This is a genomic window from Pseudomonas kairouanensis, from assembly GCF_004682055.1.
GTDB classification, from domain to species: Bacteria; Pseudomonadota; Gammaproteobacteria; order Pseudomonadales; family Pseudomonadaceae; genus Aquipseudomonas; species Aquipseudomonas kairouanensis.
Genome location: NZ_QUZU01000061.1, coordinates 1 through 25691, shown reverse-complemented (window position 1 = coordinate 25691; position 25691 = coordinate 1). Strand labels below are relative to the sequence as shown.

General features: G+C 60.7%; 23 protein-coding genes. All 23 read left to right on the top strand.

The features are described from left to right. The first annotated feature begins 47 nt into the window (after window positions 1-47). Window positions 48-743: a flagellar basal body L-ring protein FlgH gene (gene flgH / locus DYL59_RS28915; RefSeq protein ID WP_135292212.1), complete on the top strand. Its 696-nt coding sequence runs from the start codon at window positions 48-50 to the stop codon at window positions 741-743. A gap of 27 nt (window positions 744-770) precedes the next feature. Next, window positions 771-1859, top strand: a complete 1089-nt coding sequence (locus DYL59_RS28910; RefSeq protein WP_135292217.1) for a flagellar basal body P-ring protein FlgI — start codon at window positions 771-773, stop codon at window positions 1857-1859. 4 nt (window positions 1860-1863) lie between these two features. Further along, a complete protein-coding gene (gene flgJ / locus DYL59_RS28905; protein WP_135292211.1) occupies window positions 1864-3135 on the top strand; it encodes a flagellar assembly peptidoglycan hydrolase FlgJ in 1272 nt (423 codons plus the stop codon). Window positions 3136-3145: 10 nt separating this feature from the next. Continuing rightward, complete coding sequence (gene flgK / locus DYL59_RS28900; RefSeq protein ID WP_135292210.1) at window positions 3146-5191, top strand: flagellar hook-associated protein FlgK; 2046 nt, start codon at window positions 3146-3148, stop codon at window positions 5189-5191. 14 nt (window positions 5192-5205) lie between these two features. Continuing rightward, window positions 5206-6789 carry a flagellar hook-associated protein 3 gene (locus tag DYL59_RS28895; protein ID WP_135292209.1) on the top strand — a complete coding sequence of 528 codons (1584 nt, stop codon included), beginning with the start codon at window positions 5206-5208 and terminating at the stop codon, window positions 6787-6789. A gap of 281 nt (window positions 6790-7070) precedes the next feature. Continuing rightward, window positions 7071-8000, top strand: a complete 930-nt coding sequence (locus DYL59_RS28890; RefSeq protein ID WP_010208730.1) for a ketoacyl-ACP synthase III — start codon at window positions 7071-7073, stop codon at window positions 7998-8000. 267 nt (window positions 8001-8267) lie between these two features. After that, window positions 8268-10007 (top strand): flagellin N-terminal helical domain-containing protein, encoded by a 1740-nt coding sequence (locus tag DYL59_RS28885; RefSeq protein WP_135292208.1) that lies wholly within the window; start codon window positions 8268-8270, stop codon window positions 10005-10007. 72 nt (window positions 10008-10079) lie between these two features. Continuing rightward, window positions 10080-10424, top strand: coding sequence for a flagellar protein FlaG (locus tag DYL59_RS28880; protein ID WP_135292207.1), 345 nt, complete (start codon window positions 10080-10082; stop codon window positions 10422-10424). An 82-nt stretch (window positions 10425-10506) separates the two neighbouring features. Continuing rightward, window positions 10507-11871, top strand: a complete 1365-nt coding sequence (gene fliD / locus DYL59_RS28875) for a flagellar filament capping protein FliD (protein WP_135292206.1) — start codon at window positions 10507-10509, stop codon at window positions 11869-11871. A 120-nt stretch (window positions 11872-11991) separates the two neighbouring features. Continuing rightward, window positions 11992-12381, top strand: a complete 390-nt coding sequence (gene fliS, locus DYL59_RS28870) for a flagellar export chaperone FliS (RefSeq protein WP_135292205.1) — start codon at window positions 11992-11994, stop codon at window positions 12379-12381. Window positions 12382-12406: 25 nt separating this feature from the next. After that, window positions 12407-12703, top strand: a complete 297-nt coding sequence (gene fliT / locus DYL59_RS28865) for a flagellar protein FliT (protein ID WP_135292204.1) — start codon at window positions 12407-12409, stop codon at window positions 12701-12703. Window positions 12704-12871: 168 nt separating this feature from the next. Next, entirely contained in the window at window positions 12872-14344 is a 1473-nt protein-coding gene (locus DYL59_RS28860) for a sigma-54 dependent transcriptional regulator (RefSeq protein WP_135292203.1), read from the top strand. A gap of 110 nt (window positions 14345-14454) precedes the next feature. Beyond that, complete coding sequence (locus DYL59_RS28855) at window positions 14455-15666, top strand: sensor histidine kinase (RefSeq protein ID WP_135292202.1); 1212 nt, start codon at window positions 14455-14457, stop codon at window positions 15664-15666. A 6-nt stretch (window positions 15667-15672) separates the two neighbouring features. Beyond that, window positions 15673-17049 (top strand): sigma-54-dependent transcriptional regulator, encoded by a 1377-nt coding sequence (locus DYL59_RS28850; RefSeq protein WP_135292201.1) that lies wholly within the window; start codon window positions 15673-15675, stop codon window positions 17047-17049. A 132-nt stretch (window positions 17050-17181) separates the two neighbouring features. Further along, window positions 17182-17511 carry a flagellar hook-basal body complex protein FliE gene (gene fliE, locus DYL59_RS28845; protein WP_015885194.1) on the top strand — a complete coding sequence of 110 codons (330 nt, stop codon included), beginning with the start codon at window positions 17182-17184 and terminating at the stop codon, window positions 17509-17511. 16 nt (window positions 17512-17527) lie between these two features. After that, window positions 17528-19306 (top strand): flagellar basal-body MS-ring/collar protein FliF, encoded by a 1779-nt coding sequence (fliF, locus tag DYL59_RS28840; RefSeq protein WP_135292200.1) that lies wholly within the window; start codon window positions 17528-17530, stop codon window positions 19304-19306. Beyond that, complete coding sequence (gene fliG, locus DYL59_RS28835; RefSeq protein WP_135292199.1) at window positions 19299-20318, top strand: flagellar motor switch protein FliG; 1020 nt, start codon at window positions 19299-19301, stop codon at window positions 20316-20318. The genes fliF and fliG overlap by 8 nt, the downstream gene beginning before the upstream one ends. 10 nt (window positions 20319-20328) lie before the next feature. After that, window positions 20329-21093 carry a flagellar assembly protein FliH gene (gene fliH, locus DYL59_RS28830; RefSeq protein ID WP_135292198.1) on the top strand — a complete coding sequence of 255 codons (765 nt, stop codon included), beginning with the start codon at window positions 20329-20331 and terminating at the stop codon, window positions 21091-21093. After that, the gene (gene fliI, locus DYL59_RS28825; protein ID WP_135292197.1) at window positions 21083-22441 is read left to right on the top strand and encodes a flagellar protein export ATPase FliI; all 1359 of its coding nucleotides are present in this window, start codon (window positions 21083-21085) and stop codon (window positions 22439-22441) included. The genes fliH and fliI overlap by 11 nt, the downstream gene beginning before the upstream one ends. Window positions 22442-22444: 3 nt before the next feature. Then, on the top strand, window positions 22445-22894 hold the full coding sequence (gene fliJ, locus DYL59_RS28820) for a flagellar export protein FliJ (protein ID WP_135292196.1): 450 nt from the start codon (window positions 22445-22447) through the stop codon (window positions 22892-22894). A 181-nt stretch (window positions 22895-23075) separates the two neighbouring features. Further along, window positions 23076-23381 (top strand): STAS domain-containing protein, encoded by a 306-nt coding sequence (locus DYL59_RS28815; protein WP_105694866.1) that lies wholly within the window; start codon window positions 23076-23078, stop codon window positions 23379-23381. Next, window positions 23378-25096 carry an ATP-binding SpoIIE family protein phosphatase gene (locus DYL59_RS28810; RefSeq protein ID WP_135292195.1) on the top strand — a complete coding sequence of 573 codons (1719 nt, stop codon included), beginning with the start codon at window positions 23378-23380 and terminating at the stop codon, window positions 25094-25096. The genes DYL59_RS28815 and DYL59_RS28810 overlap by 4 nt, the downstream gene beginning before the upstream one ends. A 30-nt stretch (window positions 25097-25126) precedes the next feature. Continuing rightward, on the top strand, window positions 25127-25471 hold the full coding sequence (locus DYL59_RS28805) for an Hpt domain-containing protein (RefSeq protein ID WP_135292194.1): 345 nt from the start codon (window positions 25127-25129) through the stop codon (window positions 25469-25471). Window positions 25472-25691 lie beyond the last annotated feature (220 nt).

Here is a 25691-nt window from a genome sequence, read left to right as displayed (position 1 = left end):
CTAAGGGGCGCTCTTGAGGGCGCCTGCAACACCGTGAGGTTAGGGTCATGAATCGCTACGTTTCTGTTTTGGCACTGAGTGGGATCGCCGTGCTGGCGGGCTGTGTCGCCCCGACGCCAAAGCCCAATGACCCGTACTACGCGCCGGTGTTGCCTCGCACACCGTTGCCGGCGGCGGCCAACAATGGCTCGATCTACCAGGCCGGTTTCGAACAGAACCTGTACAGCGACCGCAAGGCGTTCCGGGTCGGTGACATCATCACCATCACCTTGAATGAGCGTACCCAGGCCAGCAAGAACGCCAACTCTCAGGTCGGCAAGAACAGCACCGCCAACCTGGGCCTGACCTCGCTGTTTGGCGCAGTGCCCAACGTTAACAATCCGTTGAGCGATGGTGACCTGACTCTGAACGCCGGTTACAGCGGCTCGCGCGCGACCGACGGCAAGAGTGCGGCGGGGCAGGGCAACAGCTTGACGGGTTCGATTACCGTGACAGTCGCTGACGTACTGCCCAACGGCATCATTGCCGTACGTGGCGAGAAGTGGATGACGCTCAACACCGGTGACGAGTTGGTGCGCATTGCCGGCATGGTTCGGGCCGATGATATTTCCACGGACAACACCGTGCCTTCTACGCGTATTGCCGATGCACGCATTACCTATTCCGGTACCGGTGCTTTTGCTGATGCAAGCCAGCCCGGCTGGCTCGACCGTTTCTTCCTCAGCCCGCTGTTCCCTTTCTAGGTGGCCACTTTGAACCTCAAACAGCTGATGGCAGCGGTACTCTTGCTGTCCTTGAGCGCCGTCGCCCAGGCCGAGCGCCTGAAAGACATCGCCAGCATCTCTGGCGTGCGTTCCAACCAGTTGATCGGCTACGGCCTGGTGGTGGGGCTCAACGGTACGGGTGACCAGACCACCCAGACCCCGTTCACCCTGCAGACCTTCAACAACATGCTGTCCCAGTTCGGCATCAAGGTGCCGGCGGGCTCCGGCAACGTGCAGCTCAAAAACGTCGCGGCCGTGTCCATCAGTGCCGACTTGCCGGCGTTTTCCAAGCCAGGCCAGGTGGTGGATATCACGGTGTCGTCCATCGGTAACTCCAAGAGCCTGCGCGGCGGTACCCTGTTGATGACCCCGCTCAAAGGTATCGACGGCAACGTCTACGCCATCGCCCAGGGCAACCTGGTAGTGGGTGGGTTTGACGCCGAAGGTCGCGACGGTTCGAAGATCACCGTGAACGTGCCGTCGGCCGGGCGAATCCCTGGCGGTGCCACGGTGGAACGCACTGTGCCGAGCGGTTTCAACCAGGGCAACAGCCTGACCCTGAACCTCAACCGCTCTGACTTCACCACCGCCAAGCGCGTGGTGGACAAGATCAACGACATGCTTGGCCCTGGCGTGGCCCAGGCCATCGACGGCGGCTCGATCCGCGTGACTGCGCCGCTGGACCCAAGCCAGCGCGTGGACTACCTGTCGATCCTGGAAAACCTCGAAGTCGACCCTGGCCAGGCGGTGGCCAAAGTCATCATCAATTCGCGTACCGGCACCATCGTGATCGGCCAGAACGTCAAGGTGTCGCCAGCGGCGGTCACCCACGGCAGCCTGACTGTGACCATCACCGAAGACCCGATCGTCAGCCAGCCTGGGCCGTTGTCCAATGGCCAGACCGCCGTGGTGCCGCGCTCGCGTGTCAACGCCGAGCAAGAAGCCAAGCCGATGTTCAAGTTCGGCCCCGGCACCACCCTGGACGAGATTGTCCGCGCGGTGAACCAGGTGGGCGCAGCGCCCGGCGACTTGATGGCGATCCTCGAAGCATTGAAACAGGCCGGCGCCTTGCAAGCCGACCTGATCGTGATCTGAGGCCATGGCTATGGATATGCGCAAGAGCGGGATCAGCAGCACGGCGGACTCGGGGTCTTACTCCGACTTGAACCGGCTTAACCAGCTCAAGGTCGGCGCCGACAAAGACAGCGAAGGCAACATGCGCAAGGTGGCGCAGGAGTTCGAATCGTTGTTCTTGAGCGAGATGCTCAAGTCCATGCGTTCGGCCACCGAGGCCCTGGGCAAAGACAACCCGATGAACACGCCAGCGGCCAAGCAATACCAGGAAATGTACGACCAGCAACTGGCGGTTTCGATGTCTCGCGAGGGCGGTGGTATCGGCCTGGCCGACGTGCTGATGCGCCAGATGCAAAAGAACAAACCGGTGGAGGCCCAGGCTGCCACTTTGCAAGGCCCGGCGACAGCTGAGGCGGTGAAGAAGGCCGATGTGCCCACGGAAATTGCCGCCGGTACCCAGGCCGAAGGGCCACTGGGCCGCTCCAATGGCCAGCGGCCGCTGTGGGCTTATCGCGTGGCGGAACCCCAGGCGGGCGCCGCTGGCGCTCATAGCAACGATGTGGAACTGATGAACCAGCGCCGTATTTCGTTGCCGAGCAAACTCACCGACCGCCTGCTGGCTGGCATCGTGCCAAGCACCGACGCGACTACCGCACCAAAGGCTGCGCCGCTGCGTAACAGCGCCGCCGATGACAACGTGGTCAACAGCACCGCGCGCAGCGTGGCCGTGCGCAATGACCGCATGCAGGTCTACGGTCGCGCCGTGGCCCAGCCACCGTTGGCGCCGGCGAAGAAGGCCTTCAGCTCGCAGGACGAATTCGTCGCCACCATGCTGCCGATGGCCAAGGCCGCCGCCGCACGCATTGGCGTCGATCCGAAGTACCTGGTGGCCCAGGCCGCGCTTGAAACCGGCTGGGGCAAATCGGTGATGCGCGCCGAAGACGGCAGCAGCAGCCACAACCTGTTCGGCATCAAGGCCGGCCAGAGCTGGCAGGGCGGTCAGGCACGGGCGATCACCAGCGAGTTTCGCGATGGGGCGATGGTCAAGGAAACGGCGCAGTTCCGTTCCTACAACTCGTACCAAGACAGCTTCCACGACCTCGTGACGTTGTTGCAAAGCAATGATCGCTATAAAGAAGTTGTGAAATCGGCCGACAACCCGGAACAGTTTGTACGCGAGTTGCAAAAAGCCGGTTACGCCACCGACCCGGCCTACGCCAGCAAGATTTCGCAGATCGCCAAAACGATGGACAGTTACCAGAATTACGCTGCCGCTGGCGCAACCACACATTTATAAGGTCTGAACCATGAGTTTGCTCAGTATCGGGATGTCAGGGCTCAATGCCGCTCAAGGCTCGTTGTCGGTGTTGAGTAACAACATCGCCAACGTCAACACGGCGGGTTATTCGCGCCAGCAGAGCGGGCAGGTCGCCAATGCGTCGAACCAGTACGGCGGCGTATTCATCGGCAGCGGCACCACCCTGGCCGATGTGCGGCGGGTGTATAACGAGTACCTGGACACGGCGTACCAGAACAGTACGGCGTTGAGTGCTGATGCCAATGCGTACCAGAACCAGGTCTCGGCCGTGGACAAGGTGTTGTCGGACAAGACCACCGGCATGTCCTCGGTACTGAGTTCGTTCTTTGCCACGTTGCAGACTGCGTCGTCCAACCCCAGTGACATGTCGGCGCGCCAATTGCTGGTGGCCAATGCCCAGACCTTGAGCAGCCGCTTCAACGCGATTTCGACCCAGCTCACCCAGCAGAAAGAAGGCATCAATAGCCAATTGAGCACCATGAGTGATCAGGTCAACCAATTGACCTCCTCGATTGCCTCGCTCAACAAGCAGATCTTCCAGGCCCAGGGTTCGGCCAGCACTGCCCCGGCCAACCTGCTGGACTCACGTAATGAAGCTGTGCGCGCGCTCAATGAGCTGATCGGTGTAACGGCCACTGAGAAGAACGGCCAGTTCAGTATCAATACCGGCAGCGGCCAGTCGTTGGTTGAGGGGGGGATTTCCAACCCGATTTCCGCAGTGCCGAGCAAAACCGATAACAGTCAGTACACCATTCAACTGAACGTCAGCGGCACCACCCTGGACCTCGGTTCGGTGATCAGTGGCGGCAGCATCGGCGGCCTGTTGCGTTATCGCAGCGATGCCTTGATGCCGGCTATCAATGAACTGGGCCGCCTGGCCATTACCACTGCCGACACCATCAACAATCAACTGGGCCAAGGCCTGGACTTGAATGGCGACTTCGGTACGTCGTTGTTCAAGGACGTCAACAGTGCTGCGGCCATCGCTTCGCGTAGCCAGGCGGCTGTGGGCAACAGTGGTGTGGGCAACTTGAATGTGACCATCAACGACAGCAGCAAGCTGACGACGCTCGACTACAAGGTCACCTTCAGCGACAACACCAACCCGAACATGGTGACCGTGGTGCGTTCGGACGGCAAATCCATGGGCACCTTTGATATTACTTCCACTACCGCGCCAGCGTCGTTTGACGGCGTAACCCTGACGCTCGATGGCAAAGGCGCGATGGGCTTTGGCGACAGTTTCAAGGTCAGCCCCACCGCAACGGGCGCCAGCGGCATCGGCGTGGATATGGTGGATGCCAACAAACTGGCATTTGCCGGCGCACTGGTGGGTGACAGCAGCAAGACCAACACCGGCACCGGTACCTTCTCCCAACCGTCCCTGACCAACCCGCTGGATATCCATGGCGGCGCCGACTCGGCGAAGCTGAAGGCGGATATCGAAGGCCTGATGCCGGTGAAGATGGTGTTTGCCGCGCCAGCCGCTGACGGCACGCAGTCCTATACGATCAGCAATGCCCAAGGCAAGTCGATCGGCACCGGCACCATCGTGCCGGGGCAGGGCAACAAGCTCACCATCAATGTGCCTGAGCTGGACGCCACCGGAACGCCGATCCCAGGCTCCGGTTTCAGTTTTGACACCACGGTCAACGGTTCGCCGGCCGGTGGTGACAGCACCACGTTTTCGTTCAACAGTGGCGGCAAGTCCGACGGCCGCAATGCCCAGCAATTGCTCGACCTGCAAACCAAGGCCACCGTTGGCCTGGGCGATGGCAATGTGGGCGTCAGCCTGGTCGGTGCCAACAGCCGCCTGGTGTCGCAGGTGGGTGCGAAGGCCAGCCAGTCGGGCGTAGACGTCGCGGCAACCGGGGCCTTGCTGAGCGCCAACAAGGAAGCGCGCAACTCGGTGTCCGGGGTCAACCTGGATGACGAGGCGGGCGACATGATCAAGTTCCAGCAGTACTACACCGCGTCGTCGCAGATCATCAAGGCCGCGCAAGAAACCTTCAGCACATTGATCAATAGTCTTTAAGGGAGTCTGGGACGATGCGTATTTCTACACAGCAGTATTTCGAAGCCAGTACTGCCAAGTACCAATCGAACTATTCCAGCCTGATCAAGGCCCAGGACCAGACGACCTCCGGTGTGCGTGTGCAAACCGCCGGGGATGATCCGGTGGCGGCAGCGCGCCTGTTGATGCTGCAGCAGCAGAAAGACATGCTGGCGCAGTCCACTAGCAATATTTCCACGTTGAGGAACTCGTTCGCTTCTGAAGAGAGTGTGCTCAGTGGTATCCAGGACGCATTGCAGAAGGCCAGTGAGGTGGCATTGGCCGCCGGTAACATTGGCATCAGTGATGCTGATCGCAAGGCGCATGCCGATACCATTGGCGCGATCCAGGATCAAGTGCTGGCGTTGCTCAACACCAAGGATGCCAGTGGTAACTACATGTTCTCCGGCAGCAAGACGGACACCCCGCCTTACTCGCGCAACAACGATGGTACTTACACCTACCAGGGCGACGAGACGCCATTGAGCCTGAAGGTGGCGGAGAACCTGTCGGTTTCGATGGGCGACACCGCGAAGACTATCCTCGAAGGTACGGGGAACACGGGGCGCACTCAAACCACTCGCGTGCTCACCGCGCCTGATGTCGACGATTACAAGGTCACGGTGTCTGCGGGCCTGATTACTGCAGGCACCACCAGCAGCTTTGCCAGCGGCCAGCCTTATTCGTTGAAATTCATCAGCAGCACCCAGTACACCGTCACCGATAGCGCCGGCAAGGACGTCACCTCCGAGATTCAGGGCAACGGTACCTTTGACGCCACCAAGGAAGGCGCCTCGACGGTCAACCTGCGTGGGGTCAAGTTCGATATCGGTTTCAACCTGGGCGAGGGCGTGCTGCCTGGCACGCCATCGGATGACCTGGTGAAGGATCGCGAGTTCACCCTGGCGCTCAAGCCGGACTCTTTCAGTGTGTCGCGTACGCCGAGCAACGCGACCACGGCGCAACTGACCGGTGGCACCATCACTGATCAGGCGGCCTACGCCAGCACCTTTCCCAACTCGGGTGTGGTCGTCAAGTTCGGTGCCAGTGGTGCCTATAACGTCTATGCGCAGCCGTACACCGCCGACAGCAAGGCAATCGCCAGCGACACGCTGGCCCCCGGTTCCACCTCGATCACGGTGGCCGGCGTTCAATATGGCGTTACCTCCGATCCGGGTGACGGCGATTCCTTTACGATCGGCGCCACCAGCAGCAAGAGCGAAAACGTACTCGACACCCTGAGCCACTTGCGCAAGGTTCTTGAAACCCCGGCAGACGGCAACCCTGTGGCGCAGAAGGAGCTCAAGGACGTGGTCGCCCGGTCCATCGGCAACCTGGCCAACTCCAAGATCCAGGTTGACCAGGTGCGTGGCTCAATCGGCGCGCGCAGTAAAGCCTTGGATTTGCAGTCGGATCAAAACTCCAGCCTGAGCATCGCCAATGACTCCACCATGAACGACTTGGGCAACATCGACCTGGCGGAAGCCTCGATCAACCTGAGCTTGCAGCAGACCATGTTGCAAGCCTCGCAGTTGGCGTTCGTGAAAATCTCCCAGCTGAGCCTGTTCAACAAGATGTAATCGACCCGCTGTAACCCAATGGCCCAGCCTGGAAACAGGCTGGGCCATTGTCGTTTCTGGGCGTTAATTGTTTGAAGGTTTTGCATAAAGCACACACAATTAGGTGACCTGCGAGTCATAAAGCGCATCTTCACTGTATCGTGTGAAAAGGATAAGTCGTCGCAGGGCCTTTGCAGGGCGGCTTTCAGCGACGTTTTTGCGGGGTTATCCCCCTTTATTGTCAGCACTCGGCGAACCGGTTCGCGGGGTGATCTCCAGCTATTTAGTATTGGGAAGCCACAATGATTGGCATAAAAAGCATCGCCAGTTACGTGCCGGCCGACGGGATCGATAACTACGCCCAGGGTGCCAAATTCGCCAAGGATGAAGAGTTCATCATTGGCAAGATCGGTTCGGCGTTCCTGCCGCGCAAGGAAGCCGCGCAGGAAACTTCCGATCTGTGTGTCGAGGCGGTCAACGCTTTGTTTGCCAATAACCCGGACTTGAAGCGCGAATCCATCGACGCGCTGATCGTGGTCACCCAGAACGGTGACGAAGAGGGTTTGCCCCACACCGCCGCCATCGTCCAGGACAAACTGGGCCTGCCAACCCACGTTGCCGCGTTTGATATCTCCCTGGGCTGCTCCGGCTACGTCTACGGCATCTACGCGATGAAGGGCTTCATGGAAGCCGCCGGCCTGAAAAACGGCCTGCTGATCACCGCCGACCCGTACTCCAAGATCGTCGACCCGGAAGACCGCAACACCACCATGCTGTTCGGCGATGCCGCCACGGCCACCTGGATGGGCGAAGACGCGCCTTGGCTGCTGGGCAAGTCCAAGTTCGGCACCGACGGCTCCGGCGCGCCGCACCTTAAGGTGAGTGATGGCGTGTTCTTCATGAACGGCCGCCAGGTGTTCAACTTCGCGCTGCTCAAAGTGCCGGCGCATTTGCACGAGCTGCTCAACGAGTCGGACCTCAAGGCCGACGAGATCGATGCGTTCTGCATCCACCAGGGCAGTGCGGCCATCGTTGATGCCGTGGCGCGCCGCTTTGAAGATGCGCCGGTGGACAAGTTCATCAAGGACATGGTCGAGACCGGCAACACCGTGTCGTCGAGCATTCCGCTGCTGCTGGAAAAGCACGTGATGGACGCCACCTGGAAGCGCGTGGCTATCAGCGGTTTTGGCGTGGGCCTGTCGTGGGGCTCGGCGATTCTCTATCGCCCGTGATGCTTTAATAGCTGCAACCAAAAAACGCCGATGATCGAGAGATCATCGGCGTTTTTTATTTGGCGCCAGAAAAGCCAATGAAACCGGGGTTTGGCCCCTGCGTAAGCCCTTGAATTGCAAGGGGTGGCACGGCGCCAGTAAAAAAATCAAAAAAAAGACTCAAGCAACCGGCACACACGACGATAACTATTACGAAGGTTCTCTAGGCCACACCCGGCGGTTGCCAGGGCCGGAAGCCGCAGTAAACAACCCCACGAGGATTTCGTCATGGCTTTAACAGTAAACACCAACATCACTTCCCTGTCCGTTCAGAAAAACCTGAACAAAGCCGGTGATGCTCTGAGCACCTCGATGACTCGCCTGTCTTCCGGCCTGAAAATCAACAGCGCCAAAGACGACGCCGCTGGCATGCAAATCGCCAACCGTCTGACCTCCCAGGTTAAAGGCATGACCGTTGCCATCGCCAACGCCAACAACGGTACTTCCATCGCCCAGACCGCTGAAGGCGCGATGCAAGAGTCGACCAACATTCTGCAACGTCTGCGTGAACTGGCTCTGCAGTCCGCGAACGGTGATAAAAGCGACGCTGACCGTGCTTCCCTGCAACAAGAATTCACCGCTAAATCCGGTGAGCTGACCCGTATCGCCCAAACCACTACTTTCGGTGGTCGTAACCTGCTGGACGGTTCGTTCCAGAACGTTGCCTTCCAGATCGGTTCGGACGCTAACCAGACTATCTCTTTCGGCATGAGCGACCTGAGCGCTACCGGCCTGAAGGGTACTTACAGCGAAGCTAAGCTGGATGGTACTACTACCACTCTGTCGGCTGGTGTAACTGGTAACGCTGTTGTTCTGCCAGGCGGTACTCCGGCTGTCAGCACTACCACTCCATTCGTACAGACTGGTGCTGTATTCGCCGCGCCTGCTGCTGACACTACTTTCAAAGTCAACGGTCAGGACGTTACCTTCACTACCACCGACACCGCAGCCACTGCGCAAGGTAAACTGAACGCCGTTCCTGGCGTGGCAGCGACCCTGTCGGGTACTAACCAGTTGGTACTGACTTCGTCCTCCGCCATTACTATCGGCGCGGGTGCTGTTGGTGGTCTGGATACTGCTGTCGCAAGCGGCGGTGTTACCAGCGTTACTACTCCAGCAGTCGCTGGTGCACTGACTGCCAAGGCCGAGATCAACATCAACGGCACTAACGTGCAGTTCGATGTAGGCGACAAGCTGACCGATATCGCTGATGCAATCAACACCTCCAACACCACCAACAAGTTCGGCGTAACTGCCTCCGTATCCGCTGACGGTCGTCTGCAACTGGCTTCGGCTGATGGCAAGGCAATCAAACTGGGTAACGGTACTGGCGCTGCTGCTGATGGTGGTGCTGGTGCGCTGGCTAAGCTGGGTCTGTCGGCTGGTACTACCGAAGCCAAGCTCGCTGCTGCTACCTCGGTCAGCCTGAACGGCACCGAAGTTAAGTTCACCGCAGGCTCCACCATGGCCGACATCGTTTCGTCCATCAACAGCGCCAGCACCGGTGTAACTGCCAGCAAAAACGCTGACAACACCCTGAACCTGTTCTCCACCAAGGACATCACTGTTGCTGACGGCAGTGCCGGTACTGGCTTGGCGACCCTGGGTCTGACCGCTGCTGCTGCCGCGCCGACCACCGCTACCAAAATGGACACCACCGTTGCCGACCTGAGCATCCTGAATGCTGCCAGCGCTCAGCAAACCATCCAGGCTCTGGAAGGTGCGATCCAACAAGTAGACAGCCAGCGTTCCCAGCTGGGTGCGGTTCAGAACCGTTTCGACAGCACCGTGGCCAACCTGCAAAGCATCACTGAAAACTCCACCGCAGCCCGTAGCCGCGTACAGGACGCCGACTTCGCTTCCGAAGCCGCTGAACTGACCAAGCAACAAACTCTGCAACAAGCATCCACCGCTATCCTGTCCCAGGCTAACCAGCTGGGCTCCGCTGTACTGAAGCTGCTTCAGTAACATCGGTAGCGGTTAGATAACGGAAGGGTGCGTCTACGTGCCCTTCCGTTTTTTCAGTTATGAGGTGATGACATGGACATGAGCATTAAGTTGAACGCGTCTTACCCGGCTGGCACCGCTCAGGCTGCTGTCGCGACTGCGACCCAAGCCCTGCCTGCAACCGAGACGACACAGGCTGGCACTGCACAGCCGCCGCGCGATGCGCTGGAAAAAGCAGTGACTGATATTCGTGAATTTGTGCAGGCTTCCCAGCGAAACCTGGACTTTTCCATCGACGACTCCACAGGTCGTGTCGTGGTCAAAGTGATCGCTACCGACAGCGGTGAAGTGATTCGACAGATTCCATCCGAGACTGCGCTGAAATTGGCGCAAGACCTGAGCAAAGCCAGCAGCGTGCTGTTTGACAGCAAGGCTTGAGTTGGCACGAAACATGTTTCTGATTGCCGAATAGGCGACACTGCGCCAAGAAAGCGGCAGCCACAGGACAGGAGAAGAACAAATGGCGAGTTCAACGATTACCGGCCCGGGTTCGGGCTACGATACCCAAGGTATTGTGAAGGCGCTGGTGGCGGCGGAAAAAGCGCCGAAGCAGTCCCAGATCACCAAGGCGCAAGCAGACACCACCACCCAGCTGTCGGCTGTGGGTTCGGTCAAGAGTGCGTTGGAAGCCTACCGGACGGCGATCACCAAGTTGAACAGCACCGCCTCGTTCAACGGCCTGGCGGCGACCACTTCCGATGACAAGACGGTAAAAGCCACGCTGGGTGACGGTGCTTCCAGCGGCAAGTACACGCTGGTGGTGGATAACCTGGCCACCTCGTCGAAAGTCACCAGCAAATTGTTCACCGGTGCTGCTGCGGTGGCCAACCCGGGCGAAGAAAACCAGACCCTGACGATCAACCAGTCCGGCAAGAGCTACAACGTGATCATCACGGGTGGTTCGACCCTGCAACAGGTTCGTGAGTCTATCAACACCCAGCTTTCCGCCCAGGGCATCAGTGCCAACGTACTGAGCGATGCCAGTGGTGCGCGCCTGGTGATCGGCTCCAGCACCAGCGGCGTCGGCACCGACATCACCCTCAGCGGTGACTCCGACCTGGCCGCCGGCTACACCGCAGGCCCGGCCGCGCAAAACGCCAAGTATTCCATCGACGGTATTGCGATGGAGTCCACCAGCAACACCGTGACGTCCGCCATCAGCGGCGTGACCCTGGAGCTGGTTGCACCGACGGATGCCAACAAGTCCACCACCATCACCGTGGCCAGCAACCCGGCCACCTTGAAGACATCGGTGCAGTCCTTCGTCACCGCGTATAACGCGCTGATGACGGCGATCAATGCCCAGACCAAAGTCACCGCCACCGGCGACCAGGCCACCACCACGGCGGGCGCGTTGACGGGCGATGCGGGGATGCGTGACCTGGTCTCCAGCATTCGCAGTGAGTTGGTCAACGGTTCGGGTTCTGGGGCGATCAGCAGCCTGTCGCAGATGGGCATTACCACCGATCAGAAAACCGGCCTGCTGACCCTGGACGACAAGCAGTGGGATGCGGCCGTGGCCAAGAACCCGACCGATATCGCCAAGCTGTTCACCGGCGACAACGGCCTGATCTCGCGCATGAACAAAGCCACGGACAGCTATGTGGGCACCACGGGCACGCTGGCCTCGCGGGTCAAGGACTTGAACACCAAGTTCACCGACCTGACCACCCAACAGGCTGACCTGGATCGCCGCATGGAGTCCCTGCAGGCCTCCCTGAGCGCCAAATACACGGCCATGGATACCTTGATCGCCAAGATCAACGCGAGCAGCTCCAGCATCATGACCACGCTCAACTCGCTGAACAATCCGAAGTCGACCTAAGGGGCAGGGCGCTGATCCGCCCGTCTCTGGCTTTCACAGACGTTAAAGTTTTTGGCGCTGCAGTCGAGAAACTGGTAAGCGCAAACCTACTCGCCAGCGGCGTTTAAACGAGGTAGCAACATGAATCCGATGAGAGCCCTTCGCCAGTACCAGAAGGTCAATTCCCACGCTCAGGTATCCGAGGCCAGCCCTCATCGCCTGATCCAGATGCTGCTGGAGGGTGGTCTTGATCGCCTGGCACAGGCCAAGGGCGCGATGTCCCGTGGCGATATCGCGCAGAAGTGCGTGCTGATCACCAAGGCCATCGACATCATCACTGGCCTGCGCCAAGGGTTGGATGAAGAGAAGGCAGAAGATCCAGCCGCTATCCGGCAGTTGGACAGCCTTTACGAGTACATGAATACCCGTTTGGCGCAAGCCAATGCCAGCAACGACCCGGAAGTCATCGACGAAGTCGCACGCCTGCTGATTACCGTGAAAAGTGGCTGGGATGCCATCGCTCCACAATAAGGCCGATCGCCTTGAGGTACCTGTCATGAGTCAAGCACTGCAACGCATCGACGAAGCCCGTGAAGCCCTGATGGGCGCGCTGGCTGAGCGCAACTGGGACGCTGTCGGCGAGCTGGATATGGGCTGCCGCGCGGTGATTGACGAGGTGCTCAGCGAGCCGCCTGTGGACGAAGATGCGCTGCGCGAGAAGCTGCAAAGCCTGCTGGCGGTGTATCAGCAGTTGCTTGAAGTGACCACTGGCGAAAGACAGGCGATTTTCGAAGAGATGTCGCAGATCAACCAAGCGAAAAATGCGTCAAAGGTTTACCATCTGTTCGGCTGAATGGGCGCAGTTAATCCGACCGGCCGTCATATATTTGACTATGCCAGCATTTTTGACTTAACTAGTGCTGTTTTCAGATTTCAGACGTCTATAAGGTAAGAAGTCTTACAGTCGTCTCGATTGCTCTCATTCCGGGGCAGGAAGTTTTACTAGGGAAGTTGCTATTGCATGTGGCGTGAAACCAAAATCCTGCTGATTGATGACGATAGCGTCCGCCGCCGCGACCTGGCGGTAATTTTGAATTTTCTTGGCGAAGAAAATTTACCCTGCGGCAGCCATGATTGGCAGCAGGCGGTCAGCTCATTGTCGTCGAGCCGTGAAATCATTTGTGTGCTGATCGGGACGGTAAACGCTCCTGGCGCAGTTTTGGGCTTGTTAAAGACACTGTCTACCTGGGATGAGTTCCTTCCGGTTCTGTTAATGGGCGATATTTCTTCTGTCGACCTGCCGGAAGACCAGCGCCGCCGTGTGCTTTCCACCCTGGAAATGCCGCCCAGCTACAGCAAATTGCTTGATTCCCTGCACCGCGCCCAGGTCTATCGCGAGATGTACGACCAGGCCCGTGAGCGCGGTCGCCATCGCGAACCCAACCTGTTCCGCAGCCTGGTCGGCACCAGTCGCGCCATCCAGCACGTTCGCCAGATGATGCAGCAAGTGGCCGATACCGACGCCAGTGTGCTGATCCTCGGCGAGTCCGGTACCGGCAAGGAAGTGGTCGCGCGTAACCTGCACTACCACTCCAAGCGTCGCGACGGGCCCTTTGTGCCGGTCAACTGCGGGGCGATTCCGGCAGAGCTGCTCGAAAGCGAATTGTTCGGCCATGAGAAGGGCGCCTTTACCGGGGCGATCACCAGCCGTGCCGGGCGTTTCGAGCTGGCCAACGGCGGCACCCTGTTCCTCGACGAAATTGGCGACATGCCGCTGCCCATGCAGGTCAAGCTGCTGCGTGTACTGCAGGAACGCACCTTTGAGCGCGTGGGCAGTAACAAGACCCAGAGCGTCGACGTACGCATCATCGCCGCTACCCACAAGAACCTCGAAAGCATGATCGAGGTGGGCAGCTTCCGTGAAGACCTGTACTACCGCCTCAACGTATTCCCGATCGAGATGGCCCCGCTGCGCGAGCGCGTGGAGGACATCCCGCTGCTGATGAACGAACTGATCTCGCGCATGGAACACGAAAAGCGCGGTTCGATCCGTTTCAACTCCGCCGCGATCATGTCCCTGTGCCGTCACGGCTGGCCGGGCAACGTTCGCGAGCTGGCCAACCTGGTGGAGCGCATGGCGATCATGCACCCCTACGGTGTGATCGGCGTGGTCGAGTTGCCGAAGAAATTCCGCTACGTCGATGACGAAGACGAGCAGCTCGACAGCCTGCGCAGCGACATGGAAGAACGGGTCGCCATCAACGGCCACACCCCGGACTTTGGCTCCACCGCCATGCTGCCGCCCGAAGGCCTTGACCTTAAGGACTACCTCGGCAACCTGGAACAAGGCCTGATCCAACAGGCATTGGACGACGCCAATGGCATCGTCGCCCGCGCCGCCGAGCGCCTGCGCATTCGTCGCACCACCCTGGTGGAGAAGATGCGTAAGTACGGCATGAGCCGCAAAGAAGGTGATGAACAGGCGGATGATTGACGCCTGTTTTTCAAGCCGCTGATTAATCAGCGGTTTTTTTTCGGCACCATTATTGCTACAGCCCTCGCAACGTTCCGTTTAACTGACGGTCAGCCAAGCGAGAGAGCATCATGCCCCACGCCGCCAAACTATCTTCGGCCCCCGATTCCCTGGGGCTTGTCCCGTCTGTCGAGCAGCTTAGCCGTAATGGCCTGGAGCAGGCCTTTTCGCTGTTCAACCAGATGTCGAGCCAACTCACTGACTCCTACAGCCTGCTGGAAGCCCGGGTTTCCGAGCTCAAGGGCGAGTTGGCCGTGGTCAGTGCCCAGCGCATGCAAGAGTTGGCCGAGAAAGAGCGCCTGGCCAACCGTCTGCAAAACCTGCTGTCGCTGTTGCCCGGTGGCGTGATCGTCATTGACGACCAGGGCCGTGTGCGCGAGGCCAACCCGGCGGCCTGCGACATGTTGGGCCTGCCGCTGGAAGGCGAGCTGTGGCGCCATGTCATCGCCCGCTGCTTTGCCCCGCGTGAGGACGACGGCCACGAAATCTCCCTGAAAGACGGGCGCCGCCTGTCCATCGCCACTCGCTCCCTGGACGCCGAGCCCGGCCAATTGGTGTTGCTCAACGACCTGACTGAAACCCGTCACCTGCAAGACCAATTGGCCCGGCACGAGCGGTTGTCGTCGTTGGGGCGCATGGTCGCTTCTTTGGCGCATCAGATCCGCACGCCGCTGTCGGCGGCGTTGATCTACGCCAGTCATTTGACTGATGAGCAATTGCCCGCCGAAACCCAGCAGCGTTTTGCCGGGCGCCTCAAGGAGCGCCTGCATGAGTTGGAGCATCAGGTGCGCGACATGCTGGTGTTTGCCCGTGGCGAACTGCCGCTGACCGACCGCATTACCCCCTCGGCGCTGATGCAGGCCCTGCAAGCGGCGGCCGCTACTCACATTCAAGAGTCCCAAGTGCGCTGGCAGTGCGACAGCCATCTTGGCGAACTGCTTTGCAACCGCGACACCCTGGTGGGCGCGTTGCTCAACCTGATCGAAAACGCCACCCAGGCCAGCGGCCCAGAAGCACGCCTCAAGGTGCACCTGTACAGCCGTGGGCAAACGCTGCGCCTGTGCATCAGTGACAGCGGCAGTGGCATTGACCCTGCCGTGTTGCAGCGCCTGGGCGAACCGTTTTTTACCACCAAGACCAACGGCACCGGCCTGGGCCTGACCGTGGTCAAGGCCGTGGCCCGTGCCCATCAGGGAGAATTGCAGCTGCGTTCCCGGTTGGGGCGTGGCACCTGTGCATTGATGACCTTGCCGCTGTTTTCAAGCGCGGCAAGCGCGGAGTAAGCGAACATGGCAATCAAGGTTTTATTGGTAGAAGACGACCGCGCGCTGCGTGAAGCATTGGCCGACACGCTGCTGTTGGCGGGCCATGACTACCGGGCGGTCGGTTCTGCCGAGGACGCCTTGGAAGCTGTCGAGCAAGAGTCGTTCAGCCTGGTGGTCAGCGACGTGAACATGCCCGGCATGGACGGCCACCAGTTGCTCGGCCTGCTGCGTGCACGCCAGCCGCAGTTGCCGGTGTTGCTGATGACCGCCCATGGTGCGGTGGAGCGGGCGGTGGATGCCATGCGTCAAGGTGCGGCCGATTACCTGGTCAAGCCGTTCGAGCCCAAAGCCTTGATCGAACTGGTGGCGCGCCACGCCCTGGGCGTGATCCCGGCCAGCGAAGGCGAGGGGCCGATTGCCTTCGAGCCGGCCAGTGCCCAGTTGCTGGAGCTGGCCGCCCGCGTGGCGCGCAGCGATTCCACTGTGTTGATCTCGGGTGAGTCCGGCACCGGCAAGGAGGTGCTGGCGCGCTACATTCACCAGCAATCCAGCCGTGCCAAGCAACCGTTTATCGCGATCAACTGCGCGGCGATCCCCGACAACATGCTCGAAGCCACCCTGTTCGGCCATGAAAAAGGCTCGTTCACCGGTGCCATTGCGGCTCAGGCCGGCAAGTTCGAACAAGCCGATGGCGGCACCATCCTGCTCGATGAAATCTCGGAAATGCCCTTGGGCCTGCAAGCCAAGTTGCTGCGGGTGCTGCAAGAGCGCGAGGTGGAGCGGGTGGGGGCGCGCAAGCCGATCCAGCTGGATATCCGCGTGGTCGCCACCACCAACCGCGATTTGGCGGGCGAAGTGGCGGCGGGGCGCTTCCGTGAGGATTTGTTCTACCGCTTGTCGGTGTTCCCCCTTGCCTGGCGCCCGCTGCGCGAACGCCAGGCAGACATCATTCCGCTGGCCGAGCGCCTGTTGAACAACCACGTCAAAAAAATGAAGCATGCCCAGGCGCGGCTGTCGGCTGAGGCCCAGGCCTGCCTGATCGGCTACCCATGGCCCGGCAACGTGCGGGAGTTGGACAACGCCATCCAGCGTGCGCTGATTTTGCAACAGGGCGGCCTGATCCAGCCTCAGGATTTCTGCCTGGCCATGGGCAGCGGTGCTGCGCCATTACCCACCTTGGCGCCTGCGCCGGTGTTGGCCGAAGCTGAATCCGCCGGAGCGCTGGGTGATGACCTGCGCCGTCGCGAATTCCAGATGATCATCGACACCCTGCGCGCCGAGCGCGGCCGCCGCAAAGAGGCCGCCGAGCGCCTGGGGATCAGCCCGCGCACCCTGCGTTACAAGCTGGCGCAGATGCGCGATGCCGGTATGGACGTGGAAGCGTATCTGTTTGCCACCTAATCGGTATCGAGGCTGACAAGGTTTGTCGTCTTTTCTTACGAGTTGATACAGAGCTGGCACCCTTGTTGCTACTTCCCCTAGTAATTGCGGCGTAGCGTCAAAAAAAATGCGGGTTGTCGGAGAGAGAAGGTCATGAGCCAGGGTATTGAGTTCAATCGGTTGATGTTGGATATGCGCTCCATGCAAATGGATGCCATGGCTCAACCGAAATCCGTCGCGCCAGCGCCGGAATTGGGCCAAAGCAGTTTTGCCGACATGCTCGGCCAGGCAATCAACAAAGTCAGCGACACCCAGCAAGCTTCCAGCCAGTTGGCCAACGCGTTCGAGATCGGCAAAAGCGGCGTGGACCTCACCGACGTGATGGTCGCCTCGCAAAAAGCCAGTGTGTCTTTCCAAGCCTTGACCCAGGTGCGTAACAAGCTGGTTCAGGCTTACCAAGACATCATGCAGATGCCGGTTTAAGGACGAGATTTAAGTCATGGCAGAAGCAGTCGTGGACAACGTACCCGCCAAGGCAGACGGCAAGCCGCCGCTGTTTGGCCTGTCGTTCCTGGAAAACCTCTCCGAAATGACCATGCTGCGTCAGGTGGGCCTGATGGTCGGCCTGGCTGCCAGCGTGGCGATTGGTTTTGCCGTGGTGTTGTGGTCGCAGCAACCCGATTACCGGCCGTTGTATGGCAGCCTGGCAGGCATGGACTCCAAGCAGATCATGGAAACCCTGGCCGCCGCCGACATCGCCTACACCGTAGAGCCCAACTCCGGGGCATTGCTGGTCAAGGCCGATGACGTAGCCCGTGCGCGTATGAAGCTGGCTGCGGCAGGCGTGACGCCGTCCGACAGCAATATCGGTTTTGAAATCCTCGACAAAGACCAGGGCCTGGGCACCTCCCAGTTCATGGAGGCCACCCGCTACCGCCGTGGCCTGGAAGGCGAGTTGGCCCGCACCATCTCCAGCCTGAACAACGTCAAAGGCGCCCGCGTGCACCTGGCCATTCCGAAAAGCTCGGTGTTTGTACGTGATGAACGCAAGCCCAGTGCTTCGGTGCTGGTGGAGCTGTTCTCCGGCCGCTCCCTGGAGCCGGGCCAAGTGTTGGCCATCGTCAACCTGGTGGCCACCAGCGTTCCCGAGCTGAGCAAGTCGCAAATCACGGTGGTCGATCAGAAGGGCAACCTGCTCTCCGATATGGCCGAAAACTCCGCGCTGACCCAAGCCGGCAAGCAGTTCGACTACAGCCGCCGCATGGAAAGCATGCTCACCCAGCGTGTGCACAACATCCTGCAGCCGGTGCTGGGCAATGACCGCTACAAGGCCGAAGTGTCGGCCGATGTGGACTTCAGCGCCGTTGAATCCACCTCCGAGCAGTTCAACCCGGACCAGCCGGCCCTGCGCAGCGAGCAGTCCACCAGCGAACAACGCACCGCCGCCAATGGCCCGCCGCAAGGCGTACCGGGCGCGCTGAGCAACCAGCCGCCAGCCCCGGCCTCGGCCCCGCAAACCACCGGCGGCGCCGCAGCCACCGCGGGTGCGATCCAGCCAGGCCAGCCGCTGTTGGACGCCAACGGCCAGCAGATCATGGACCCGGCCACCGGCCAGCCGATGCTCGCTCCGTACCCGGCGGACAAGCGTAACCAGTCCACCAAGAACTTCGAGCTCGACCGTTCCATCAGCCACACCAAGCAGCAACAGGGCCGCGTCAATCGCCTGTCGGTGTCGGTGGTGGTAGACGACCAGGTCAAGGTCAACCCGGCTGACGGCGCCATTACCCGTGCGCCGTGGAGCGCCGATGAATTGGCGCGCTTCACTCGCCTGGTGCAGGACGCTGTTGGTTTTGACGCCAGCCGTGGCGACAGTGTGAGTGTGATCAACATGCCGTTCTCCGCCGAACGCGGGGAAGTCATCGCCGAACCTGCGTTCTACTCGCAGCCGTGGTTCTGGGACATCGTCAAGCAAGTGCTGGGTGTGTTGTTCATCCTGGTGCTGGTGTTCGGCGTGTTGCGTCCGGTGCTCAACAACATCACCGGCAACGGTAAGAAACAGCTGGCCCTGGCCGGTGGCGACGTGGAATTGGGTGGCATGGGCGGCCTGGACGGCGAACTGGCCAACGACCGCGTCAGCCTCGGCGGCCCGCAAAGCATCCTGTTGCCAAGCCCGAGCGAGGGTTACGACGCTCAGCTGAACGCAATCAAGAGTCTGGTGGCAGAAGACCCGGGCCGTGTGGCCCAGGTCGTGAAAGAGTGGATCAACGCAGATGAGTGATAATCGAGCCGCTGTCTCCAAGCTCACCAAGGTCGACAAAGCCGCCGTGCTGCTGTTGTCCCTGGGTGAAACCGACGCCGCCCAAGTGCTGCGCCACATGGGCCCCAAAGAGGTTCAGCGAGTCGGCGTGGCCATGGCGCAAATGCGCAATGTGCACCGTGAGCAAGTCGAACAGGTGATGAGCGAGTTCGTCGAGATCGTCGGCGACCAGACCAGCCTGGGCGTCGGCTCTGACAGCTACATCCGCAAGATGCTCACCTCGGCATTGGGCGAAGACAAGGCCAATGGCCTGATCGACCGCATCCTGCTGGGCGGCAACACCAGCGGCCTGGACAGCCTCAAGTGGATGGAACCGCGCGCCGTGGCCGACGTGATCCGCTACGAGCACCCGCAGATCCAAGCGATCGTGGTGGCGTACCTGGACCCCGACCAGGCCGGTGAAGTGCTTGGCCACTTCGACCATAAAGTGCGCCTGGACATCATCCTGCGCGTGTCGTCGCTCAATACCGTGCAGCCGGCGGCGCTGAAAGAACTCAACACGATTCTGGAGAAGCAGTTCTCCGGCAACTCCAACGCGGCGCGCACCACCTTGGGTGGTATCAAGCGTGCGGCGGACATCATGAACTTCCTCGACAGCTCGGTCGAAGGCCAGTTGATGGACTCGATCCGCGAGATCGACGACACCCTGTCCGGCCAGATCGAAGACCTGATGTTCGTGTTCAACAACCTCTCCGATGTCGACGACCGTGGCATCCAGGCGTTGCTGCGCGAAGTGTCTTCCGACGTGCTGGTGCTGGCCCTCAAGGGTTCGGACGAAGGCGTCAAGGAGAAGATCTTCAAGAACATGTCCAAGCGTGCATCCGAACTGCTGCGCGACGACCTCGAAGCCAAGGGCCCGGTGCGCGTCAGCGACGTGGAAACCGCGCAGAAAGAAATCCTCACCATTGCCCGCCGTATGGCCGAAGCCGGAGAAATCGTTCTCGGTGGGAAGGGCGGCGAAGAAATGATCTAAGGCGCCTGTCATGTCGAACAAAGATGACGCGCCCAGCGACCTGATTCGTGCGCGGGATGTGGGCGGGTTCGACATTTGGTCGTTGCCCAGCTTCGACCCCTATGTGCCCGAGCCTGAGCCGGAACCAGAGCCCGAACTGCCGGTAGAGTCTGAAGAAGTGCCGCTGGAAGAAGTCCAGCCACTGACCCTGGAGGAGGTGGAAAGCATCCGCCAGGAGGCCTACAACGAAGGTTTTGCCGCCGGTGAAAAAGACGGTTTTCGCAGCTCGACCCTCAAGGTGCGCCAGGAAGCCGAGGCGGCCCTCGGTGCCAAGTTGGGTAGCCTGGAGCGCTTGATGCGCGGGCTGTTCGACCCGATTGCCGAGCAGGATTCGCAACTGGAAAAAGCCATGGTCGGCCTGGTGCAGCACATCACCCGTCAAGTGATTCAGCGTGAGTTGGTGCTGGACTCCAGCCATATCGAAAGCGTGATGCGCGAAGCCCTCAAGCTGCTGCCCCTGGGCGTCGGCAATGTGCGCTTGTACATCAACCCGCAGGATTTCGAGCAGGTCAAAGCCCTGCGCGAGCGCCATGAAGAAACCTGGCGCATCGTCGAAGACGCCACGCTGCAACCCGGCGGTTGCCGCGTCGAAACCGAACACAGTCGTATCGACGCCACCGTGGAAACCCGCATCAGCCAGATCATGGCCAAGCTGCTGGACCAGGTGCACGAGCAGGTGCTCAACCCTGCCGAACCTGATCTGAGCGTTGACCTGGACGCCCCCGATGCGCCTTGATCGCACCAGCTTTGCCAAGCGCCTGGGCAGCTACGCCGAGGCCACCGAGTTGCCTGGCCAGCCGATCCTGGAAGGGCGCCTGCTGCGCATGGTCGGCCTGACCCTCGAAGCCGAGGGCCTGCGCGCCGCCATGGGCAGCCGTTGCATGGTGATCAACGACGACAGCTACCACCCGGTGCAGGTCGAAGCCGAAGTGATGGGGTTTTCCGGCAGCAAGATTTTCCTGATGCCCGTGGGCAGCCTGGCGGGCATCGCCCCCGGTGCCCGCGTGGTGCCATTGGCCGACACCGGGCGCTTGCCCATGGGCATGAGCATGCTTGGCCGTGTACTGGACGGCGCCGGTCGCGCGCTGGACGGCAAGGGCGGCATGAAGGCCGAGGACTGGGTGCCGATGGACGGCCCCACCATCAACCCCCTCAACCGCAACCCCATCAGCGTGCCGCTGGACGTGGGCATTCGCAGCATCAACGGTTTATTGACGGTGGGTCGCGGCCAGCGCCTGGGCCTGTTTGCTGGTACTGGCGTGGGTAAATCCGTATTGCTGGGCATGATGACCCGCTTTACCGAGGCCGACATCATCGTGGTGGGGCTGATCGGCGAGCGGGGCCGCGAGGTGAAGGAATTCATCGAGCACAGCCTGGGTGAAGAAGGCCTCAAGCGCGCCGTGGTGGTGGCATCCCCAGCCGATGACGCGCCCTTGATGCGTTTGCGCGCCGCCATGTACTGCACCCGTATCGCCGAATATTTTCGCGACAAGGGCAAGAACGTCCTGTTGCTGATGGACTCCCTCACGCGTTTCGCCCAGGCCCAGCGGGAAATCGCCCTGGCCATCGGCGAGCCGCCAGCGACCAAGGGTTACCCGCCGTCAGTGTTCGCCAAGCTGCCCAAACTGGTGGAGCGTGCCGGTAATGCCGAGGCCGGCGGTGGCTCGATCACGGCGTTCTACACCGTTTTGTCCGAAGGCGATGACCAGCAGGACCCGATTGCCGACTCGGCGCGGGGCGTGCTCGACGGCCACATCGTGCTGTCGCGGCGCCTGGCCGAAGAGGGCCATTACCCGGCTATCGATATCGAAGCGTCCATCAGCCGGGTGATGCCGTCGGTGGTCACGCCGACCCATATGGCCCGTGCGCAACAATTCAAGCAGCTGTGGTCGCGCTACCAGCAAAGTCGCGACCTGATCAGCGTGGGTGCCTATGTGGCCGGCGGTGATCGTGACACCGACCTGGCGATTGCCCTGCAACCGCAGTTGGTGACGTACCTGCGCCAAGGCCTCAACGACAAGATCAGCATGGGCGAAAGCGAAGCCCACCTGGGCTCGATCTTCGCCCCGGCGCCAGGCGGTTAAGCCATGGCCAGCAGCCGTTCTTCGCGCCTGGCCCCAGTGGTCGACATGGCCGAAAAAGCCGAAAAAACCGCCGTTCAACGCCTGGGGTATTTCCAGGGCCAGGTGCGCCTGGCAGAGAGCAAGCTGGGTGACCTGGAGCGCTTTCGTGGCGAATACCAGCAGCAATGGATCGAACGCGGCACCAAGGGGGTTTCGGGCCAATGGTTGATGGGCTACCAGGGCTTTCTCAACCAGCTTGAGACGGCCGTGGAGCAGCAGCGCCAAAGCCTGGCCTGGCACCAGACCAACCTGGATCGGGCGCGGGAGAGTTGGCAGCAGGCGTTTGCCAGGGTGGAGGGGCTGCGCAAGTTGGTGCAGCGCTATATCGATGAAGCGCGGGCCATCGAGGACAAGCGTGAGCAGAAGCTGATGGATGAGCTGTCGCAGCGCCTGCCGCGCCAATCGCAGTACTAAATGTGGGAGGGGCGGTGCGACGATTCGACTTGCCCCCGATGGCGGTGTGTCAGCAGTAAATTTCTTAACTGACCCACCGCTATCGGGGGCAAGCCCCCTCCCACATTTGATTTGTGGTGTTGCCCGCATTCGGTTCAGCTGCTAAACCTTGTGTCATTGCCAATGACAAGGAAGCAGTCGCATGTCAGTCGTTCCTGAAGTGTCCCCGGACGGGAAGAAGTTGACGATCGCCATCAAGGGCCGGTTCGATTTCAGCAGCCACCAGCATTTTCGTGAAGTCTACGAGCGCATCTATCCCAAGCCCGACGCCATCGTCGTGGACTTGAAGGAAGCCACCTACCTCGACAGCTCCGCCCTCGGCATGCTTTTGCTGCTGCGCGACCATGCCGGTGGTGATGACGCTGACATTCGGGTGATCAACAGCAATTCCGATGTGCGCAAGATCCTCGGTATCTCCAACTTCGACAAACTGTTCGACATCAGTTGAGCGGCCTGGCCCCCGTTATTGAGCCGCTGACCATCCTGATCGCCGAAGACAGCGCCGCCGACCTGTTGCTGCTGTCGACCATCGTGCGGCGCCAGGGCCATCAGGTGCTCACCGCCACCAACGGCGCGCAAGCGGTGGAGGTGTTTGCCCGCGAGCAGCCGCAACTGGTGCTGATGGATGCCTTGATGCCAGTGATGGATGGCTTTGAGGCTGCGCGGCGGATCAAGCAGTTGGCGGGGGAGGCGCTGGTGCCGATCATCTTCCTCACCTCCCTGCGCGAAAGTGAAGCCCTGGCCCAGTGCCTGGATGCCGGTGGCGATGACTTCCTGGCCAAACCGTATAACCAACTCATTCTGGCGGCGAAGATCAATGCGATGGATCGCCTGCGTCGCCTGCAGGCCACGGTGTTGGAACAGCGCGACCTGATCGCCCGGCACCACGACTATCTATTGCACGAGCAGCGCGTGGCCAAGGCGGTATTCGACAAGGTTGCGCATTCGGGGTGCATCAATGCCGCGCCGAATATCCGCTATCTGCAATCGCCCTACGCGCTGTTCAATGGCGACCTGCTGTTGGCGGCGTACACGCCATCGGGCGACATGCATGTGCTGCTCGGCGATTTCACCGGCCATGGCCTGCCGGCGGCCGTGGGGGCAATGCCCTTGGCCGAAGTGTTCTATGGCATGACCGCCAAGGGTTATGGCTTGGCCCAGATCCTGCGGGAGATGAACGCCAAGCTCAAACGCATCCTGCCGGTGGACATGTTCTGCTGCGCCACCTTGCTGTGCCTGAGTGCGCAGCGGCGCGTGGTGGAGGTGTGGAACGGCGGCATGCCCGATGGTTATGTGCATGAAGTCGCCAGCGGCCAGCGCACGCCGCTGGAGTCGCGGCATTTGCCGTTGGGGGTGTTGTCGGCAGAGGTTTTTGATGACCGCACTGAAGTCTGGCCCATGGCGTTGGGGGATCGGGTGTTCCTGCTGTCCGATGGCGTGCTGGACACCTCCGACAGCAATGACCAACTGTTCGGCGCCGAGCGTTTGCAGCAAGTGTTCGCGGCCAATCGTGCGCCGGACCGGCTGTTCGAGGATATCGAACAGGCCCTGGCGGCGTTTCGGGGCGTGGCGCGGGATGATGTGAGCATGGTGGAAATCACCCTGGAACTGGGGCAGTCCTTGCGCGCGACCGGGCCGTTGTACGCCGACAGCGGCCAGTCGTGCCCGCTGGATTGGTCGGTGAACTTTGAATTTCGCGCCGAGACGCTCAAGCGTTACAACCCGTTGCCCTACCTGCTGCAATTGCTGCTGGAGATCCACGGCCTGCGGGAGCAGAGCGGGGCGCTCTACAGTGTGATGGCCGAGCTGTACTCCAACGCCCTGGAGCATGGCGTGCTGGGCCTGGATTCGCGGCTCAAGCGTGATGCCCAAGGCTTTGCCGAGTATTACCGCCAGCGCAATGATCGCCTGGCACGCTTGAACAGTGGGTATATCCGGGTGCATGTGGACGTGGTGCCCACTGAGTCCGGTGGCAGGATGACCCTGCGCATCGAAGACAGCGGCCCAGGGTTCGACGTGGAAAAAATACTGGCACGGCCACTGGATATCGACCGTCTGTCAGGCCGGGGTTTGAGTCTGGTGCGTCAATTAAGCAGCGTGGTGGGCTGGTCCGACGGCGGGCGCAGTGTGCGCGTGGAGTTTTGCTGGGGGGCTCTGGCATAATCCGCCGATTCTTGATCAAGGAGCGAGCAAGTGGTTGATATTCATCTGGACCCGGACGTGTTGTCGGGTTTGCAGGAGGTCATGGAAGGCGAGTACCCCAAGTTGCTTGATACCTTTCTCGATGACTCCCAAAAGCGTGTAGAGGCCCTGCGGATGGCGCGGGGGGATGCCGCAGCGCTGGGGCGGATTGCGCATAGTTTCAAGGGCAGCAGTGGCAACCTTGGGGCGGTGCGGTTGGCGCAGTTGTGTCAGCGGTTGGAGTCGGAGTCTGTTGAGGCGGCTTCGGATCTTGGGGCGTTGGTGGATCAGATTGATCGGGAGTTTGCGGTGGTTCGGCCGATGTATGAGTTGGAGCGGGGGCGGTTTGGGGTTTGAGGTTGGGTACATATCCATTGTTTAGGTAACGGCGACTTATGGTTTCGCTCTTGCAGCGACTCACTTTTGGAAGGACCCAAAAGTAAGCAAAAGGTCCTCGCCCCTACACTCGGTGCCTCGCCTGCGTTCGGCCAGCGTGTTTGACGGGGCCACCAAGATCAAAACCAAGAGCGCGGCGACCTTAGAGCCGAGCGGTTTTTGGGCCGTACTCGGTCAAAAC

Coding starts and splice junctions, on each gene's coding strand:
- flgH (WP_135292212.1), top strand. CDS start 48: ATGAATCGCTACGTTTCTGTTTTGGCACTGAGTGGGATCGCCGTGCTG.
- DYL59_RS28910 (WP_135292217.1), top strand. CDS start 771: ATGGCAGCGGTACTCTTGCTGTCCTTGAGCGCCGTCGCCCAGGCCGAG.
- flgJ (WP_135292211.1), top strand. CDS start 1,864: ATGGCTATGGATATGCGCAAGAGCGGGATCAGCAGCACGGCGGACTCG.
- flgK (WP_135292210.1), top strand. CDS start 3,146: ATGAGTTTGCTCAGTATCGGGATGTCAGGGCTCAATGCCGCTCAAGGC.
- DYL59_RS28895 (WP_135292209.1), top strand. CDS start 5,206: ATGCGTATTTCTACACAGCAGTATTTCGAAGCCAGTACTGCCAAGTAC.
- DYL59_RS28890 (WP_010208730.1), top strand. CDS start 7,071: ATGATTGGCATAAAAAGCATCGCCAGTTACGTGCCGGCCGACGGGATC.
- DYL59_RS28885 (WP_135292208.1), top strand. CDS start 8,268: ATGGCTTTAACAGTAAACACCAACATCACTTCCCTGTCCGTTCAGAAA.
- DYL59_RS28880 (WP_135292207.1), top strand. CDS start 10,080: ATGGACATGAGCATTAAGTTGAACGCGTCTTACCCGGCTGGCACCGCT.
- fliD (WP_135292206.1), top strand. CDS start 10,507: ATGGCGAGTTCAACGATTACCGGCCCGGGTTCGGGCTACGATACCCAA.
- fliS (WP_135292205.1), top strand. CDS start 11,992: ATGAATCCGATGAGAGCCCTTCGCCAGTACCAGAAGGTCAATTCCCAC.
- fliT (WP_135292204.1), top strand. CDS start 12,407: ATGAGTCAAGCACTGCAACGCATCGACGAAGCCCGTGAAGCCCTGATG.
- DYL59_RS28860 (WP_135292203.1), top strand. CDS start 12,872: ATGTGGCGTGAAACCAAAATCCTGCTGATTGATGACGATAGCGTCCGC.
- DYL59_RS28855 (WP_135292202.1), top strand. CDS start 14,455: ATGCCCCACGCCGCCAAACTATCTTCGGCCCCCGATTCCCTGGGGCTT.
- DYL59_RS28850 (WP_135292201.1), top strand. CDS start 15,673: ATGGCAATCAAGGTTTTATTGGTAGAAGACGACCGCGCGCTGCGTGAA.
- fliE (WP_015885194.1), top strand. CDS start 17,182: ATGAGCCAGGGTATTGAGTTCAATCGGTTGATGTTGGATATGCGCTCC.
- fliF (WP_135292200.1), top strand. CDS start 17,528: ATGGCAGAAGCAGTCGTGGACAACGTACCCGCCAAGGCAGACGGCAAG.
- fliG (WP_135292199.1), top strand. CDS start 19,299: ATGAGTGATAATCGAGCCGCTGTCTCCAAGCTCACCAAGGTCGACAAA.
- fliH (WP_135292198.1), top strand. CDS start 20,329: ATGTCGAACAAAGATGACGCGCCCAGCGACCTGATTCGTGCGCGGGAT.
- fliI (WP_135292197.1), top strand. CDS start 21,083: ATGCGCCTTGATCGCACCAGCTTTGCCAAGCGCCTGGGCAGCTACGCC.
- fliJ (WP_135292196.1), top strand. CDS start 22,445: ATGGCCAGCAGCCGTTCTTCGCGCCTGGCCCCAGTGGTCGACATGGCC.
- DYL59_RS28815 (WP_105694866.1), top strand. CDS start 23,076: ATGTCAGTCGTTCCTGAAGTGTCCCCGGACGGGAAGAAGTTGACGATC.